This window comes from Paenibacillus sp. GCM10027630 (assembly GCF_042676305.1).
Classification (GTDB): Bacteria; Bacillota; Bacilli; order Paenibacillales; family NBRC-103111; genus Paenibacillus_S.
Map to the genome: position 1 here is coordinate 1 of NZ_JBHTGY010000086.1, position 17,862 is coordinate 17,862.

Consider the following 17,862-nt stretch of genomic DNA (forward strand, 5'->3'; position numbering starts at 1 on the left):
ACAAACGTATGGAAGAAGCTAAGCAGGTCGCATAATTTTTTAAAAAAGAGCCCATGGATTTGGGATCAGTCTGACTTTCAAAGAATTGAATTATGAAATTGACTTCATTTGCATGAATTCATTAAGACTTCGGATATACCAGCCAAAGGATGTATAAATGCAGGTTTTTGGGAGCAGGCAATGGCTTCGAGTCGTATATGCTGGCATTACCGTTCTTAAGTTTTTGTCTAGAAGTTAAATGGTTTATCAATCTTTCAAAAGTCTTTCAAGAAATCAGATCGTTTTAAATAAATATACCACTACCTGTAAAAAATGGTAATGGCAATATTCATACTTATATGTTTGTATATTCACGAACCGGATAGGTTTAAAGTAACATAGCGACTGGGTAGAAAAATTGACCTCTCAAAAGTTGTCTGCCTGACACAACTTCCCTAAATTCCACAGGCAAACCAAGGGCCCTATGCAAGCTTTGCTCAACGAACGATGAAAAAGAAAAAGAAGAGCTTGGAGACACAGCAATTGTCCAGAAATTCAAGCCAACAACGAGAAAATTACACTCCCGTACCTTGTCTCCCACGTTCTGATTCTTTACATTAACTCTTCACTACGCTTTATTCAGAGGGGGGCCGACTCCTGCTGTGCTGCAGGAACCAATCATAAATCTCCATATTGTAGAAAACAGGTGTCAAAGCAGCATGGTCGGCTTCCGGATAAATCGTCAGACGCGGATTGCCTCCGCATGCTTTCAGCTTCTCAACCATTTCTTCTGCATGATATACGGGTACAGTTGTATCTTTTGCACCATGAAACACCCATACCGGAACATCCTTAAGCATATGGACTTTTTCCGTTGGACCTGTGGAACAAATCGGGGCGATTGCAGCGAATCTATCCGGGTCTTCCGCTGCCAAATTCCACGTTCCAAAGCCACCCATGCTAATTCCCGTCAAATAAATCCGCCCTCTATCAACCGCGTAACGCTCAGATACATCATCAAGCAGTGCAAGTAAAGCATCGTTTTCTAAACCCCAAGTTGTGTATGAGGGACATTGTGGCGATACCACGATAAATGGAAAATCCTCCTGTTCCTCGACGAGCTTCGGAATTCCGTATTGTAGTAGACGGTTCAGATCGGTGCCTCGCTCACCACGTCCATGCAGGAACAGAATGAGCGGCCATTTGCGGTTGGCTTCTTCGTATCCGGTTGGCAAATGAAGCAGGTAGTCAAGACTTACTTGCTTCGTAATTTCTTTTTCAAGCTTGCATTCTTGTTGTTTCACAATTGTTGTCTCCTCCCTTATGGTATTCTATTTGCCGCTCGCTTTAACACGGTCCTGATATGCTTTGTTATATTCCTGAATAATCTTCATATAGTTGGCATCTGCCTTCAACAATTTTACATAGTTATCCCAAGCCTCGATTGGTTCTCTGCCCATGATCACTTTTACTTTAAAATCGGCAATTTTTTTCGAATAATCGGCTCCGAGCTTTTGATTCGTTTCCGAAATAAGGCCGATCGAAGGATCCGCAATGCTCACCTTTAAGCGCTCGTCGATAATCTTTTTGTTGCGTTCGAATACTTCTTTAGGCATTCCCGTCCGGTAAGCCCACAAATATTTGTCGTACCGTTCGAAAATTTTCCCAAAGGAGCTTTGCGCTACACTATCCTTCAACGCCTGCTCAGTCGTTATTTTAAATCCGTCCTGAACCTTATAGTGCACACCCTCGAACCCATAGCAGGCCAACATAAATCCTTCCTCCGTCGCTCCGTAATCCAACAGCGCGAGAATTTTTTTCACCTTGTCCTCGGGAACCTTTTTGGGAATCAGGAAAAGCCCGGAAAAACCCGAAGTTTGGAAAGCAACATTACCAGACGGGCCCTTTAAATAGGACAATGGAAGGAAATCCGCCTTCGGGTTCGTTTTAACCAATTCGGCTGTCGAACGCCAGATGCCTTCCACGGTATCTATATGTAATCCTGCCTTCCCTGCCTTTGCCATATCCTCCGTTTGCGAACCCTTCATTGCAGCGAAATCTTCGGGTATCAGCTTCTCCTTGTACAGCCTGTTCAACCAGATCAGCGCGTCGTGTGTGCCCGGTTCGAGTTCAGTGTTGATCATCTTCCCATCCTGCAGCTTCCATTTGCCGTTGCTTTCATTCAGCACATTTTGCACAAAATTGTAATCATTCATCGTATAGCCAAGCGTGTTGGGCTTGCCGTCACCATCGGGATCATTGAGTGTAAAGGCTTTCAGAACCTCGTACAGTTCATTCAACGTTTCCGGCATTTTCAAATTCAGCTTATCCAACCAATCCTTGCGGATGGAAGGAAGCGTGTTTCCACCTTCGAGTGGACGTACCGATGGGATGATGAAATGCTTTCCATTGATTGTCGTTTTCTCCCATACTTCCTTCGGATATTCCATCAAGTGCGGATAATCCTTCAGAAAAGGTGTCAAATCCCAAAATGCCCCCTGATCGACCATCTGACGCATAAGCGGATTGATTAAATCGCTGACTTTCATCAGATCCGGTATTTCCCCCGAAGCCAGCACGGCATTTTGCTTTTCCACGTAACTATTCGGTGATACCCATGTAATCTTCAACTTCGTGTTCGTGCGTTTCTCAAATTCCTTTAACACCGGATTATCATCACCTGGCGGTTCAGTTGTATTAAATTCGGTGAGAATACTGATTTCCGCAGGCAATTCCTTGACTACAGCTTTGACCGCCGTCCCCCCGTCTATCTTGTCACCGCCGCAGGCAGTCAACAGTGACGCCATCAAACAGACAGCAGTACCCAGCTTTATGTTTTTGTGAAACCATTGTTCGTATTGAATCATGAAAAATCCTCCTTTTCGATTCTCGACCCCCACGCACTTGCTCTACAGATAATGGTCCCGCCTTAGGCTATGCTAGGAAGATTGGATTCTTCCTTTCCCCCTCGATCCAACGACTCCACGTGGTGAATGTATCTTAATCGCATTTACCTCCTTCACGTGCTGTTCGCCTCTTTAATTAACTCTATTAAATAAAAAAACGCACACGACAAAGTCTCCCTTCCATACTTTCTGAAACCGATAGTTGATCAACTTGGGTTACATTTAATTATAGGGCGGGAACTAACGTTGGATAATGTGTGCGTTTGACCAATTTGTAATTATTTTTACATTATTCGGTTGCAGTATTGCCTCTATTAAAATTTGGGCAACAAAAAAAGCCCTCTACTCCAAAGGAATGAGGGCTGAATTAAAGAATATACTGCCGCCAAGAATTGAAGCGGGCATTGTGTGCTTTACTTCGAGGTAGCGTCCCCGCTGCCATTACAGTTTACTGTTGGAACGACCGCTGGTTATCAAAACCAGGCAGCCATTCCTCTTGTACCTTACTTGACCTCGTTCAGACGTTCTTCCAGACGATCCCACGTTTCGGTGATGCCTTGCATCATGCCCATATCTATGACCGTCTTGAGTGCTTCCGCCGACACATATTCACCACGATTGACCAGCTTCGTTTTGCCGCCCAAATCGATGAATTCCAATGTGACCTCCGTCGAGGGCATAGACTCATTCGTATTGCCTTCGGCATCCGAGAAGTAGTCAACTAAGACGATTTTCTCCGGCTCAATAATTTCCTTATAGACTGCTTTACCCCAAGATTCCATACCGAAAAATTGACCTTGGTTCTCATCAACACACTTCATACAGTAGTGCCAAACTCCCCCTACCCGGAAATCGACCTTGCAAATCGGAAGCTCCCAGCCTCTTGGACCCCACCAATGCTTCAGATGATCAGGCTCTTTAAACATCTTGAAAACGAGATCACGCGGTGCGTTGAAGACACGCTCCAGCACCAGTACCCGTTCATTCTCTACCCTCGAAACCATTGTGTTGTCAGACATTGAAATTCCTCCTCATCAATTTGAATGATCCTATGAATGATTCTTGTTTTGCAGTTCCCGCAAGTAGTCGTCCAGATTGTCGAATCTTTCTTCCATAGTGCGTCGAAAGGACTTCACCCAAGAATCCAACTCTTGGAAGGGCTCGGACTTCAATCTGTAAATTCGGCGGTTGGCTTCGGCCTGAACATCCACAATCCCGTTGTCACTAAGCACCTTCAGATGCTTCGAGGCTTGGGGCTGACGGAGTCCCAGCCGGTCGGCAATTTCCCCTACGGTCAGGGGACCGTCGCGCAGGAGTTCAACAATATGCATACGATTCGGTTCGGCCAAAGCGCTCAGCGTCGTAATATTCATGCCCGGATTCTTACCTGACATGATGCTCACCTCATGTAATCAGTGTCTTCTTATCAAGCCATCCTCCTTCATCACTATAGTCAACTTGTTGTTGAATTAAATATACTCCATAAGGAATATACCTGTCAAGGAATATTCATGAATAATGTTCATCAAAATCTACCGACTAACAATATCTATTACTTCCCACTCTGTCTCTTTGTTATCAAATAATAAAAATATTCTCTGATAAAGCTTCTCAGCTGGCACCACGTTAGCCGCTAACAGGAATGCAGCTAAGCTTGCTGCCAGCTTACTCTTCATTTTTTTAATAAGTCCGGTTTCCATATGAATTAACCCTCCATCAGTTGATACAAAATGTATCATCATAACTTTAATAAATTGCCGGCACCTGTTCTTGGTAAATCAAAAAAAAGCTTGATTTCTCAAGCTTTTCTGATATCCCCTCATACAGCAGCTTCATGATTAAAGACCCAACAAATTTCCTTTCTCTAAACGCAGAATCTGCTTTTCGCCAGCGTCGGCTAATGTCCGGAACTGATCGATCGTTTCACGCATCTTTGGTAGAGCTTCTTGCTTATACATGCTTATCGAATCGAAAGCCGACAATACATCCGTAAATGCTTGCTTCAATGTATCCACCGATACGCTCGATTGCATGGCCTGTTTTTGAATGGCGACCCCTTGCTCCTTCAACATCCTTGATGTACCGGCGATGATATCGTTCGTCGTTTGGTTCAAAAGATCGATCTTTTTCAGAACGATTCCTTGGTTGTAGAGTGCACTTGCCACGGTTACAGCAATTCTCAGTGCAGAAATTGTGACCGTATTCGCCCTGTCTACTCCACGAATAAGCTCTTTATTGTTGCGAATGATAACCTCGAATGCCATAATGCCCTGTTGATTCACAGCCAACATTTGCTGCATATCCATTAAGCGCTGACGCAAAGGAAATAACACTTCTTCCGTGATAAAGCGGATTTTGTCAGGGTCCTCATTACGTAATTTTGCTGCTTCTATTTGCGCTTCAATGGACTCATCCATTAACATCCCCAGCTGAATTTCTTTTCTGAGCTTTTTAGTCAATTCCCTGACTTCCTGTTGTTCGATTTCAAGCGTAGTATTATCATTTTTGAGGGTCGACTTCCCCTTTTCCAAAGAAACGACAATATCCGCAATCACCACATCCGCTTTTTCATATTTAAGAAAGTACGCACGCAATGGATTGAACAATTTCCCCAGAATGCCTCTCTTTGCAAAGTCCACCACGCTAGGGTCCAAATCTTTCAACTGAGTATGCAGTTCAGCAAGACCCTTGGCTACTGGCCCCCCCTCGTCACCTAATTTCGAAAGGTTTCCTACTGTAACCTGGAGCATTGTATTTCTTTTCGAGGACACTCTCATTGTATTTAAGCCGTAAGTATCGATGGATTTCAATATTTCTTTCTTCTTATCCAGTGAATCAAGATCCAATTCCATAATGATGGCAACATTCGCATCCGCTGCCTCTTTCAGCTTCGCTATCTCTTCAGGTACAGGCTTCACCTCTTGCTCTATTGCTTCCTTAATAACTTCCTGACTTACGACTTCCATTGAAAATGACATGTCAATCCTCCTTTGACTTCATTACATTTGGACATTAAACAAATTACCCAGCTTGTAGACCACATCATCTGTATCAGCATTAATACTAGCGGCCTCATTGATGCTTGAAATACTCTGAAGTGCCTTGATGTTCGCGTTATAACCGACCGTGTAAATAGGGATCTTGAACGTCTCGATCAACCCTTTAATATCATTTAATGAATGGCCCGCATTTGTTTCACCGTCACTCAGGACGAAGATGATAGGCTTAACACCGGGATTGGCAGCCGCTTCATCTTGAAGCATCTTCAACGCTACGATAATCGCATCAAAGGTAGCCGTTCCACCACCAGCCTGGAGACTATTCACAGCTCCAACAAACATGGATTGCTGAGATGTATCGTACTTCCCTATAGGGAGCTTAATGGTCACCCCACTTGAATAAGAGACAAGACCGATGCTATTGCTTTTGCCTAAATATTTTTGGCCTTTTATCAAAGACTCCTTCAATCGGTTAATAGGCGCACCTGCCATGCTGCCCGAAACATCGGTTACAAAAACCGCCGCAATGGGCTTGCTGCCGTCTTTCTTCTCTTTCCAAACCTTTTGCGCGGAAGACAGAAGGCTTCCATCGACTGCTGCGAGCTCGGATTTGTAATCTTCAAGACCGTTAAAGCCTTTTTGCTGTGCTGTCTTCTGATACTTATCCTGCGTCACGAATTCCGAAAACTTTGCAAGAATTTCCGATTTATTTTGTGGAAGATCGCCCAATGCATATAAAGGACTGTCATGCCTTACACCGAAGGGGGTAAAAACAAAGCCTGTTTTCAAGTCGGCCGTATTGACATAGGTTTGGTACTCCAGAACAAAACCGTCAAGAGCTCCGGATTTAGCCGCGTCACGCATTTGTATGGTTGTAGATGCAATAAACGGTACATTGGATTGAAATTTTTCGAAACCCTGAACTGCCTTGTCACTCAAAATATTCGAGCTGTCGAACGTCCCTAGCGCTGTCACAAGAAAATTCAGCCCTGTAGAACTGGCAAATGGATCGGTATAACCCATGGCAAATTCGTTATTAGCAATAGCATCCGTGATGGTTTTCACGTTCACCGAACCATATTTCGCCACTATAGCATCATATTTCGGCTTTGCTATAACAATTCCAGGTACGTTACCAGCAAGACGTTTGGAAACGAGCTGCGTCTTGACGCCGCTTGCCTTGACCATTTCTCCCCACAGTTCATTTGAAGGGGTAAAGGCGTCTGGAACATATTTGGCGAATTTAATGTAATCAGCTGCGGTTCCCGAGGCAATATTACGGATTTTAACGGAAGCGGGTTTTCCATTTACTATGATACTGGCTTTGTTAAATTCAGTAGCTGTCTCAGCTAACCAACCGTCAACACCAGTCCCCGATTTCTCTGTAGAGGAGAAAATTTCCACGAAGTTTTCCGTCGTATTGTTCACGGTTATAGGAAACTTGGAGATATCAGGCAAGGAGGCGGCAACATCAATTGGATTGAGGTCTATTTGCCCCTTTACCGGTGTTTCAGTAGCAACGGAGATATCGGAGTAAAACTTTTTTAGTTGTTTCGCTGCATCTTCGGAAGTAATCTGTGTTTTGGATTTTCCGAAATTTGAAGTTAAACTTACCCCTGCATAAACCATGACGAATACGAATATCACAATGATACCTGAAAGCAGGAAAAACTTACTTTTTTTTGGCATTCCTAGCACCTCTTACTGTTTGTAATATTTGGTTTGCTTAATTAAAGAGTCGATCTCCTGAATGCAAGGCATTCCTTCAATGTCTCCAGGCTCCAAACTATCCAAGCGGGATATTTCCAATATTAACTTGTCTAGCTTTAACAAGATTTCTTCGTTCGTCGCAAGGGAATTTTGGATGAAAGCCATAAACTCGTTGTAAACCATAGTTCTCTCTTGAAGAATCCTCGGTGATAATTGGGTTGGCTTTTGACTGATGACGCTTTCGTACTCTGATTCATCAAAAACAAGGAGCCTGTTCAGAATGCTTTTTAAATTAAGATAAAATAGCTTTTCTACCTCTTGGGTCACGGAAATAAACTTTATGTAGCTTAGCTCAGTCGACTCAAATCTCTGGTTCAGGATCTCTAGCAAGGTTTCTTTCTTTTTTTCAATTCGTTCCAGCTGCTTTAAAGCAAGAGCAATGTCCTTCTCCAACACTTTTACTTTCCTGTACTGAGACAAAGCCTCCGCATAATCCTCTTGTGTTTTGATCTGTTTCAGAGGCAGCGCGACAGGGGGTTTAAATAACCATACGTAGCTTCCATAGAGCAAAGAAAGCACACTTACGAATAATATAGTTACTCCAATTGCAGTATGGAGAGGGCTTCCGCCTAGCTCTACTCCAAGAAATCCAGGTGAGAGGACTATGATATTAATAACGATCACACTGATAATTAGTCCCAGTAGTTTTATGTACTTAATGATTACACCCCCTATGTATACTACGTAACTAACAACTTCCAGTGCTTCTCGAATGGTTAAGACCCGTGACCTAGTCCTTCTTGATATCACTTCCTTTTCTATTTTACCAAAAAAAGTTAGTGAGTTGTTGTTTTTATTGTCGAGCTGGGACAGAAAAAGGAAATTTAACCAAAATGAGTGCGTCTTTGATACAGTATGCATAGTTATGAACACTCTGGCCATATTCCGGAAATCTCTCCCCATCACATACTTCGCATCTAAACGGAAGCGCTGCTTCTTCCCATAATGAATGAATCATGCATTAGTGGAAGTAATCATTTCGCTATGGCATGGAAAGCACGACAAACAGAGAAATAACGGAAGACCTCGTTCCGTTCTCTCTCTGTTTGTTGCATAGTGTTCATCATTCGGCCCAGATAGCGGAATCCCGACTTCCGCTATTATCTTACATTGAAGCCTGCAGATTAAATAACGGAATTTTCAGTTCTGTCTCGTCCTCTTACACTTTTCAGCGATTTTTATCATGTTTTTTTCTCTTAAACATTATTAGTCCGACGATAAGTACAACGGGTATCCCTAAAAATAATATTATGTTATTCCAATGAATAAACAATTATTGTACCTCCATAAGTTATTCAACTAAGATCAGAGGATCAATCGAAACAATGAATGAGATTATTTCAACTTCTTATTTAACATAACTTCGTCATCTACTATATAGTTGCTTCGTACATATGTATTAATTGCAGCCTCGTTATCCCTGCCTGTTAATACCTTGATTGTTTTGACACCACACAAAGAAAGCTGCTCTTCAAGAAAGGAAATTAAGGATGTAGCAACGCCCTTCCTTCGTGCAGCTTCTTCAACATACATTTCAGTTATTTCACCATAAGCATCCTTGTAGCAAAAAGATTTGAAGCTTTGAGCACAGGCAAAACCAATTACTACGTCCGAAAGGGTAGCCACGGCAATCAACTCATTGCAACTTTTCAAGCTCTCAATTATCTCCGTCACAGGACGTTTGTCTCCCCCATTAAACTTAAAATTTAAGCTGGAGAGCGCGTCCGCATCGTTTATAGTTGCCAATCTTACATGAATAATCATTAATTTCACCCATTTCTGAAAAATAAGACGCTACATCTCAATTTTATACTTCGCCTAATTTAGGAAGTTATCCTCTATTTATCCATAAACCTGCCAGTAAAATTGATTCTATGTACCCCGCCACCACAACACCCTTTACTGTACTGGAACTTAGAAATACTCTTTTTTGGAGTGGAAAAATGGTCTAGTAAAAAATCGGATTATTGGTACTTTTATATTGCCAATATTCTTTGTATCCTAAATTACTAGTTACATGTATAAGGATAACAAAAAGGAGACAACGCCCATGAAAGTTGAACCCGTAATTTTGCAAGGAGAAAGGGTAATTCTTGTTCCCATGGAATCTTCCCATATTAACCCGCTTTATGAAGCGCTGAAGGATCCTGAATTATGGACGTATTCCCCTCCCGGTATGCGAAGTATAGACGATATGAAAAATTATGTGGAGACTGCTCTAGAGGAACGAGCTAGAGGGGATGCTCTGCCTTTTGTCATTCGCGACCTGGAAACTGATCGTCTGGTAGGGACGACTAGATTTGCTGACATTTCCGCTCAGCATCGACATCTGGAAATCGGTTGGACAGCACTTGCCCGAGAAGTTTGGAAAACACGAGTGAATACCGAGTGCAAATATTTACTGCTGCAGCACTGTTTTGAGACATTGGGTACGGTCCGAGTGCAGCTTAAAGCCGATTCACGCAATACCCGCTCATTAAGAGCAATTGAGCGTATTGGCGCTATTTCGGAAGGAATACACCGAAGTCATCGAATTTTGAATGATGGCTACATCAGAGACACAGTCTACTATAGCTTTATAGTATCAGATTGGCACGATGCGAAAATGAGGCTAGAAAAGATGCTGGTAGATTAGACTACCAGCGGCAACGGATTCTCCACTTGACCCTCTAATATTGAGGGTCACCTTTGATTTCAATTCGATTTCCCTCAGGATCAATAATAACTCCTATAGTCCCCCATTTGAAACTTTTTACCTCAACATTTACTCCACGTGCTTCGATTTCTGAAACGGCTAAGTCAAAATTATTAACGTTGAATCGGACTACAGTCGGATTTTGTGATCTTGTTTTTTCTTTATCAGAAGCCACACCCTTGTCTTCAAGCATGAGATAACTGCCGCCGAAATCCAATATGGCTAAGTCCTCACCACGCTGGCGGATATTCATACCAAGTTGAACAGAATAAAAGCTTACTGCGGTTTCGTAATCCTCACAGAACAGAATAATACCCGTTTCTCTAATGTCCATTAGCTATCACCTCAATTGGTTTGTTTACTTATCATAATGGATTTGCTTTAGGAAAACGTCAGTACAATGCAGTAGTGAGCATCTACGACTTAAGTCTTACAATGACCTTTTTTAAAAGACCGTAAGCCTATATTGTCTTGTTCAAGCCTCTTTGAAGCCGTTCCTCTAGATTCGTTCGCACTTCAGGCCATTCTTCGGCGAGAATGGAGTAATACGCTGTATCCCGGATAGATCCATCACTAGCAGGAACATGTGCCCTGCGGACACCTTCAAAAGTTGCCCCAAGACGTTGTATGGCAGAACGAGAACGTGCGTTGCGAGCATCCGTCTTTAGCGTAACTCTAATCGAATGCCAGGATTCGAACGCATGGGTAAGCATCAGGAGCTTGCACTCTGTATTGACACCAGTGCGCTGTACAGAGGACGCATACCAAGTGCTCCCAATTTCAGCCACTGTTGGCGGGGTCGCATCTGTAGGTGAAGGCCCATTGGCAACGCCTGGTGGCCATGGAGGTGGCCAAGAGAAAACTTCAAGATCAAGGAATCGCGTGGTTCCGACGATACGATTCGTTTCTAAGTGACGAACCACAAATGGCAATGCGCGGCCTTTTGCAAAGGACATTAATGCACCTTCTATATAATGTTTAGTATCCTCTTGTCCATCTGGCACGTTTGTATAGGTGTAAGTTGACCTATCTTCCAAGGCAACGGAACAAAGTTCATTGACGTGGTCAATTGTCATGGGTTCCAGACAGACTATACAACCCCGAAGCGTCACTGGAGTTAGCATGGTATCACAACCTTCAAATTTAGACTTTTTGTTAAATTCTAATTCATGTAATTGGATTTAATATACCATACAGTCAAGATCAGTCGAAGTATTTTAAAGCATCCACTCCAAATTATAAATTAGTCAATCCGAGTAATAGAGAGACTTATCCGGTTCCTAGAAAAAATTCACAAAAAATTGTATTGACACCTTCAACTCTTAGTGGTAGCATTCTAAATCTGTCACTTCAAAATAGGAATGGAGGTATATGTTAGTGATAACAGTAAATGGAATCAAAAAATCGTACCTGGTAGCCAAGCGCCCATCGGGTCTAAGGCATGTTATGAAATCGTTATTCCACCGAGAATACACAGTTGTGGAAGCGCTTCAAGACATTTCATTTTCCATCGCTCCCGGTGAAATTGTCGGTTACATCGGACCTAACGGCGCCGGTAAATCGACCACCATTAAGATCATGAGCGGCATTCTCGTCCCTGATCAGGGCACTTGCACGATCATGGGCTACACCCCTTGGCTTGATCGCGTCCCTTATGTAAAGAACATCGGAGTCGTGTTTGGACAGCGTACTCAGCTATGGTGGGATGTGCCGGTCATGGATTCATTCGAGCTGCTGCGGGATATCTATAACATTCCGCATAAGGAATACAAAGATAATCTTACCCTGCTTATCGAAACTTTAGATCTTAGCAGCATCATCCATACGCCGGTTCGGCAGCTGAGCCTCGGTCAACGGATGCGCTGCGAAATCGCGGCCTCCCTCCTTCACAGTCCTAGCATACTGTTTCTGGATGAACCAACTATTGGCCTCGATGCCGTTTCCAAGATCGCTGTTCGCCATTTTATTAAGACGATCAATAAGGAAAAGCACGTTACAGTCATCCTCACCACCCACGATATGAACGATATCGAAGCGCTCGCCGACCGGATTTTGTTAATCGGAAAAGGAAACCTGCTTTATGATGGTAGTGTTCAGGGCTTGCGCAGCCGATTTGGAACACGAAGGACGATAACGGCTGACTACCGTGAGAATAGCATCCCTATAAATATTCCAGGAGCGTCCTTGCTGTCCTGGACTCCCGACCGGGCGATTCTAAGTGTAGATACAGATCAGGTCATGATGTCGGAGGCGCTCACTAAGCTGTCCTCGCAGGTCGAGCTGCTGGATGTCACTATCGATACACAGCCGATAGAAGATATCATTGTTCAAATGTATAAGGAGTACCAGCTATGATGAAAGCGTACATATCCGTTTTCAAACTGCGTATCAGCAACGGGCTGCAATACCGTGCCGCAGCATTAGCAGGCATCGGCACTCAATTTTTCTTTGGCTTCATGTTTATAATGATCTTTGAAGCGTTCTACGCTCATGCTATTCAAGAGCCGCCTATGACGCTTTCACAAGTCATAACGTATACGTGGCTCAAGCAAGCATTTCTTGTTTTTATCGTCTTGTGGCTTAGGGATAATGAGTTGTTCCAGCTCATAACCAGCGGCAATATAGCCTATGAATTGTGCAGACCCAATGACATCTACGGTTTCTGGTATGCCAAGCTTCTTGCCCAGCGATTATCAAGCGCCCTGCTTCGCTGTTTTCCGATCCTGATCGTTGTGTTTTTCCTGCCAGCCCCCTACGGACTTCAATTACCTCCTGATTTCATCTCGTTCCTGCTTTTTCTCGCTGTGCTAATCGTCGGATTGTTAATGATCATTGCCATCTCGATGCTGATTTACATCTCTGTATTTGTAACGATGTCTCCTGCCGGCTCATTATTGCTGTTCAGTGTGTTCGGGGAATTTCTGTCCGGACTCATTATTCCCGTTCCTCTTATGCCAGGATGGATGCAGCAAATCGTATATTTGCTTCCGTTTCATTGGACTGCTGATTTTCCATTTCGCGTGTTTACAGGCAATCTTTCCAAATCCGAAGCTGTGACTGGGCTGGGCATTCAGATCGTATGGTTGGCCGCACTCATTACCTTCGGTAAATTCGCTATGAGCAAAGCGCTTAAACGTGTTGTTGTACAGGGAGGGTAATCCGAATGAAACTTTATTTTCAGTACATGCTGCTCCTGTTCAAATCGCAATTGCAGTATCGAGCTTCATTCCTGCTGCTAACACTCGGGCAGTGCCTGACACCTTTTACAGTGTTTGCCGGTCTGTACTTTATGTTTGAAAGATTCGGACAGATCGAAGGATGGACGTTCTATGAGGTGGCTCTTTGCTTCGCAGTAACGCATATGGCTTTTTCAATTACGGAATGCTTTGCGCGGGGGTTCGACGTTTTCTCCAGTCTTGTCATAAGTGGTGACTTTGATCGACTGCTCGTACGTCCCAGGAGCACCGTGGTGCAAGTATTCGGTTCCCGCTTCGAATTTGCTAGAGTAGGACGTCTGTTTCTGAGTTTCATTGTATTAATCTGGGCCACCTTCAATATCCATATCGATTGGACGCTGCTTAAACTTATAGCACTTCTGTTGATGATTGCGGGGGGAGTAGCTATATTTACCGGTATTTTCATTCTAGCTGCCTCTATCTGCTTCTGGACGGTACAGGGGCTGGAAATCGCTAACATATTCACCGACGGCGGACGCGAGATGACGCAATATCCATTGAACATTTACCACAAATGGGTAAGCCGTTTTTTCACCTTTGTCATTCCATTCGGTTGCGTAAACTACTTACCGCTGTTATACATTCTCGGCCGTGACGGTGGAAGCCATGCGCTGTATGCTTTTATCCCGCTGGCTGGTGTTATCTTCCTTGTGCCCTGCCTGTTTGTGTGGAGAATCGGAGTGGCTCATTACCGCTCGACGGGCTCTTGATGGATGAAGACTCCCAGCTTTATTATCGGCTATTCTCTGTAATTTAAGTAAGCGTCAACTGTCCTTGGCGAGCGACTTTGACGCTTATATTTCTCCATCATCTTAATTGGTTCAACTATATCCTTTGAGTTTGGAACACAAATACAGGCCCATTCCACCTACTATTCTGTATCATTTCCTCTTGGTATGTACCGTCGCCCTTGTATTCTTTAATCACATTCCTCCAGAACTCATAAGCATTTTTATTAGAAAAGGTTTGCCTTATCTCCCAAGTACCATGAAACTGTTCAAATAACAAAAGGGCAACTTCTTTGCCCACTCCCTTCCGTCTGTATTTCCGCATAATAAAGAAGTCGGATATTACGTTTGTCTCCTCTGCCGAACTGAGTTTCATGTATTCTGTAGGAACATCGAGACTCACCAAAACAAATCCCGCAATCTCTCCATCCACTTTGACTATAAAGGGGCGCCGATATTCATCTGTCCATTGATGGTCGAAGTATTTGTATAAGTAGAATCCATGATTGTTTAAAACATGTCCATCAAATTCACTGCTGTCATAACGGTATAACTGAATAAGATTATACAGAATGGTTTTATCTTCATATGGAAGTAAAGATAATTCTATATTCATATATGAGTACTCCCTCCTATAATTAGCGATATTTTACCATATTCGATGTAGTGGAGTACGTTTATAACTAAAAAATACAAAAAACATCGTATCTTTTTCGATGCGATGTTTTCGTTTATGAAAATGTTCCTTCACTACGTACTATTTTCTGACCTGTAACATCCGGACAATTGCCGATGCAGCTTCAGCGCGGGTGGATAGCACCTGAGGAGCGAATTTCTTGTCAGTAATGCCCCCGACAATGATGATCCCGGTTTCCTCCGCTGTGGATACCGCGACTTTCGCCCAATCCGGAATATCCGCATCGTCGGCATAGTTGGTCTTACTCGCTTTGCCAGCAGGGAGACCGGAGGAACGGATGACCATCGCAATCATTTCAGCGTGAGTAATGTTCGCATTCGGCCTAAATGTGCCATCCTCGTATCCGCTAATGATGCCTAATTGTACTGCTTGTGCCGCAGGTTGGATCGCCCAGGCACCGATTTCGTCGTTATCCCTGAAGGAAAGCGGGAGGCCTTCATCGTTTTGCTTCAGCCCTTTCATGAGCATGCTCGTAAACTCGGCGCGTGTTATGCCCGCATCCGGACGGAACGTGCCGTCCGGATAACCGTTAACCAATCCAAGCCCCACTGCTTTCGTGATATCCGGGCTCGCCCAGTGTTCCGAAATATCGGTCAGTTTGAGCGCAACATTATTATCCGGAACCGGGGACTTGCTTTCCACAATCCCGGTTACAGTCACGACGCTAATGGCGGTGAATTCCCCATCCTCTGCCTTCACGGTTATTTTTGCCATACCTGGCGTAATGCCTGTAACTTTTCCCGCACCATCCACCGCAGCTATCCTACTGTCGCTGCTGCTCCATCTCACCCGCTTATTAGGCGCTTCCTCAGGGATAATTGTTGCTGCCAACGTTTCACTTTCCCCGACTTGCAGAGCGAACGCTTTTTTGTTCACAGTGATGCTGCTGGCGACGGTTCCGAGCGCGTACAATATACTTTTCTGCCATACCGAATTGCTACCCATATAGACCGATCCGTCAATTCCAACTGCAAGGTCGATACCTACAGAGGCGCCGTCGAATTCCCATTTCACTGTCCCATCAGGATTTATCGCATAGCATACTTCCCTATGGGTTACATATATCGTGCCATCGGCTCCGATCAGCGGAGTCGTATACATCCCATCGCCGCCATCAAGTTTCCATTTAATAGTACCATTCGGATTGACGGCAAGCAGCTTTTTCCTAGACCCCACATAAATGGTACCGTCTTTTCCGACGGTCGGAGAGGAGCCCACTTCGTAATTTTGGCTCCATTTTTTCGATCCGTCCGGATTAATGGCATACAATACAGAATCGTACGATCCCACATAAATGGTACCGTCGGCACCAATCGCCAGACCTGAGTTTTTTATCGTTCCATTTGTGTGAAATATCCATTTCTTCTGCCCGTTAGGTTTGACTGCGTAAAGATTGCTGTCGTCCGATCCGACATAGATGGTTCCATCCGCTCCAACTGAGGGGGTATTTACGACGCCTCCGGTAGTATACTCCCATTTTTTTGTCCCGTCCGGATTAATGGCATACAGATTCGTGTCGTCCGATCCTCCTACAAAAATCGTGCCGTCAGCCCCAACCGTTGGTGAACTATTATAGGAACGTCGAAGTTGTTCGATGCGGTTAGATCCACCCCTTTGGAATACCCACTTCGTACTCCCGTCCGGAGCGAATGCATACAATTTATGATCAAATGTACTCATATAGATCGTACCGTCTGCGCCGATGGCTGGAATGCCTTGTGACTTGCCTTCCAATACGATATTCCACTTCTCCCTCCCATCAGGGTTTATCGCATGCAGCTTAAGATCCAACGTGTCGAAATAGATTACACCGTCTGCGCTGGCCGTAAGAGAAAAATTTATATTCGCGTCAAATCTGTGTTCCCACCTGACTGTACCTTTGGGATTGTCGATTTTCTCCGGTAGTTCTGGTTTTGGTTTGATATCGATGATGGGTAACGGTTTGATTGGAATCGCTTTGAAATCATCCGATGGGTTGATAGGTATCGGTTTGATTGGCCATTTCTCGATCGGGGTAATGTCTATTTGCGGTTTGATTTCTATTGGGATGTCATCGATCTTTGTATCAATCTTTACATCGAGAGTCCCCACCGCTGAGGCAGGCACAGAGAGCAGTCCTGAAATTTGCACTGCGACGAAAAAGGCTATCATCCCCTTTTTCCATTCACTTGTTGAAATGATGATCAACTCCCTGCCGTAAAGTTAAGAACAACCGTCGCATCAATCCAAAACGATAGCGGCTACCTCTATTGCGGCTGCGCGGGTGGTGCAGCCGTCACAACGATTGATGTGATTTTTCTGATCTTTAGCATCCGGACGATTGCCGACGCAGCTTCTGCGCGGGTGGACAGGACCTGCGGGGCGAATTTGTTGTCAGCAATGCCCCCGACAATGATGATGCCGGTCTCCTCGGCTGTGGAAACGGCGACTTTCGCCCCATCCGGAATGTCCGCATCGTCGGCATAGCTGGTCTTACACGCATTGCCCGCAGACCGGATCTATGGCGTACAATTTACCATCAACACTTGCCGCATACATAGATAGTACCATCAGAGCCAAAAGCGGTGAAATATACTATTTCTCCCAATAAAATATCCCGTTTTTTCGTTCCGTCCGGGTTAATCGCATACAGCTTTTTATTTTCCGCACCCAAATAGATGGTACCATCGGAACCGACAGTTGGAGAAGTAGATATAATGGCGTCAATGTTGTTGTATTCCCACCTGACTTTACCACTTGGACTGCCTTTATCCCCCGGGAATATAAAAGGAATAACCGGCAAATTTTAACTTCAAACTTTAAATTGGGTGGTGTTATCTCCGCTGCGGCAAGAGAGGGGAGTAGTCCTGAAA

19 protein-coding genes are annotated in these 17,862 nt (G+C 44.1%); 4 read left to right on the forward strand and 15 right to left on the reverse strand.

All coding sequences use genetic code 11. The features are described 5' to 3' along the window. Window positions 1-614: 614 nt before the first annotated feature. The 10 genes from ACFQ0C_RS32855 to ACFQ0C_RS32900 all read right to left on the reverse strand — a co-directional run bounded on the left by ACFQ0C_RS32855 (window position 615) and on the right by ACFQ0C_RS32900 (window position 9,418). On the reverse strand, window positions 615-1,283 hold the full coding sequence (locus tag ACFQ0C_RS32855) for a carboxylesterase family protein (protein WP_379373238.1): 669 nt from the start codon (window positions 1,281-1,283) through the stop codon (window positions 615-617). 27 nt (window positions 1,284-1,310) lie between these two features. Continuing rightward, entirely contained in the window at window positions 1,311-2,846 is a 1,536-nt protein-coding gene (locus ACFQ0C_RS32860; RefSeq protein ID WP_379373240.1) for an extracellular solute-binding protein, read from the reverse strand. Between the two features lie 542 nt (window positions 2,847-3,388). After that, a complete protein-coding gene (locus ACFQ0C_RS32865; RefSeq protein ID WP_379373242.1) occupies window positions 3,389-3,904 on the reverse strand; it encodes an SRPBCC domain-containing protein in 516 nt (171 codons plus the stop codon). Between the two features lie 30 nt (window positions 3,905-3,934). Continuing rightward, window positions 3,935-4,279 carry an ArsR/SmtB family transcription factor gene (locus tag ACFQ0C_RS32870; RefSeq protein ID WP_379373244.1) on the reverse strand — a complete coding sequence of 115 codons (345 nt, stop codon included), beginning with the start codon at window positions 4,277-4,279 and terminating at the stop codon, window positions 3,935-3,937. Window positions 4,280-4,417: 138 nt separating this feature from the next. After that, on the reverse strand, window positions 4,418-4,585 hold the full coding sequence (locus ACFQ0C_RS32875; protein WP_379373246.1) for a hypothetical protein: 168 nt from the start codon (window positions 4,583-4,585) through the stop codon (window positions 4,418-4,420). A 138-nt stretch (window positions 4,586-4,723) separates the two neighbouring features. Beyond that, window positions 4,724-5,863 carry a toxic anion resistance protein gene (locus ACFQ0C_RS32880; protein ID WP_379373248.1) on the reverse strand — a complete coding sequence of 380 codons (1,140 nt, stop codon included), beginning with the start codon at window positions 5,861-5,863 and terminating at the stop codon, window positions 4,724-4,726. Between the two features lie 21 nt (window positions 5,864-5,884). Continuing rightward, complete coding sequence (locus tag ACFQ0C_RS32885) at window positions 5,885-7,573, reverse strand: vWA domain-containing protein (RefSeq protein ID WP_379373250.1); 1,689 nt, start codon at window positions 7,571-7,573, stop codon at window positions 5,885-5,887. Between the two features lie 12 nt (window positions 7,574-7,585). Continuing rightward, window positions 7,586-8,536: a hypothetical protein gene (locus ACFQ0C_RS32890; RefSeq protein WP_379373252.1), complete on the reverse strand. Its 951-nt coding sequence runs from the start codon at window positions 8,534-8,536 to the stop codon at window positions 7,586-7,588. A gap of 286 nt (window positions 8,537-8,822) precedes the next feature. Continuing rightward, window positions 8,823-8,927: an LPXTG cell wall anchor domain-containing protein gene (locus ACFQ0C_RS32895; RefSeq protein WP_379373254.1), complete on the reverse strand. Its 105-nt coding sequence runs from the start codon at window positions 8,925-8,927 to the stop codon at window positions 8,823-8,825. A gap of 62 nt (window positions 8,928-8,989) precedes the next feature. Next, the gene (locus tag ACFQ0C_RS32900) at window positions 8,990-9,418 is read right to left on the reverse strand and encodes a GNAT family N-acetyltransferase (protein WP_379373256.1); all 429 of its coding nucleotides are present in this window, start codon (window positions 9,416-9,418) and stop codon (window positions 8,990-8,992) included. A gap of 286 nt (window positions 9,419-9,704) precedes the next feature. Between ACFQ0C_RS32900 and ACFQ0C_RS32905 the strand changes: the two genes are divergently transcribed. Continuing rightward, window positions 9,705-10,289, forward strand: a complete 585-nt coding sequence (locus ACFQ0C_RS32905; RefSeq protein WP_379373258.1) for a GNAT family N-acetyltransferase — start codon at window positions 9,705-9,707, stop codon at window positions 10,287-10,289. A 34-nt stretch (window positions 10,290-10,323) separates the two neighbouring features. Here ACFQ0C_RS32905 and ACFQ0C_RS32910 read toward each other — a convergent pair whose 3' ends face one another. Both ACFQ0C_RS32910 and ACFQ0C_RS32915 read right to left on the reverse strand, forming a co-directional pair. Then, a complete protein-coding gene (locus ACFQ0C_RS32910; RefSeq protein WP_379373260.1) occupies window positions 10,324-10,683 on the reverse strand; it encodes a VOC family protein in 360 nt (119 codons plus the stop codon). A gap of 127 nt (window positions 10,684-10,810) precedes the next feature. After that, on the reverse strand, window positions 10,811-11,473 hold the full coding sequence (locus ACFQ0C_RS32915; protein WP_379373262.1) for a GNAT family N-acetyltransferase: 663 nt from the start codon (window positions 11,471-11,473) through the stop codon (window positions 10,811-10,813). Window positions 11,474-11,720: 247 nt separating this feature from the next. Here ACFQ0C_RS32915 and ACFQ0C_RS32920 point away from each other — a divergent pair, with 247 nt between their 5' ends. From ACFQ0C_RS32920 to ACFQ0C_RS32930, 3 genes are read left to right on the forward strand one after another with little or no spacing between them, the layout of a single operon-like run. Next, entirely contained in the window at window positions 11,721-12,704 is a 984-nt protein-coding gene (locus tag ACFQ0C_RS32920) for an ABC transporter ATP-binding protein (protein ID WP_379373264.1), read from the forward strand. Further along, a complete protein-coding gene (locus tag ACFQ0C_RS32925) occupies window positions 12,701-13,507 on the forward strand; it encodes an ABC transporter permease (RefSeq protein ID WP_379373266.1) in 807 nt (268 codons plus the stop codon). The genes ACFQ0C_RS32920 and ACFQ0C_RS32925 overlap by 4 nt, the downstream gene beginning before the upstream one ends. 5 nt (window positions 13,508-13,512) lie before the next feature. Then, entirely contained in the window at window positions 13,513-14,295 is a 783-nt protein-coding gene (locus ACFQ0C_RS32930; protein ID WP_379373268.1) for an ABC transporter permease, read from the forward strand. A gap of 115 nt (window positions 14,296-14,410) precedes the next feature. On the opposite strand, the gene ACFQ0C_RS32935 is transcribed toward ACFQ0C_RS32930, so the two are convergent. From ACFQ0C_RS32935 to ACFQ0C_RS32945, 3 genes are all read right to left on the reverse strand, one after another. After that, a complete protein-coding gene (locus ACFQ0C_RS32935) occupies window positions 14,411-14,929 on the reverse strand; it encodes a GNAT family N-acetyltransferase (protein WP_379373270.1) in 519 nt (172 codons plus the stop codon). A 141-nt stretch (window positions 14,930-15,070) separates the two neighbouring features. Next, a complete protein-coding gene (locus ACFQ0C_RS32940) occupies window positions 15,071-17,197 on the reverse strand; it encodes an S-layer homology domain-containing protein (protein WP_379373272.1) in 2,127 nt (708 codons plus the stop codon). A 331-nt stretch (window positions 17,198-17,528) separates the two neighbouring features. Then, entirely contained in the window at window positions 17,529-17,792 is a 264-nt protein-coding gene (locus ACFQ0C_RS32945) for a PQQ-binding-like beta-propeller repeat protein (protein ID WP_379373274.1), read from the reverse strand. Window positions 17,793-17,862 lie beyond the last annotated feature (70 nt).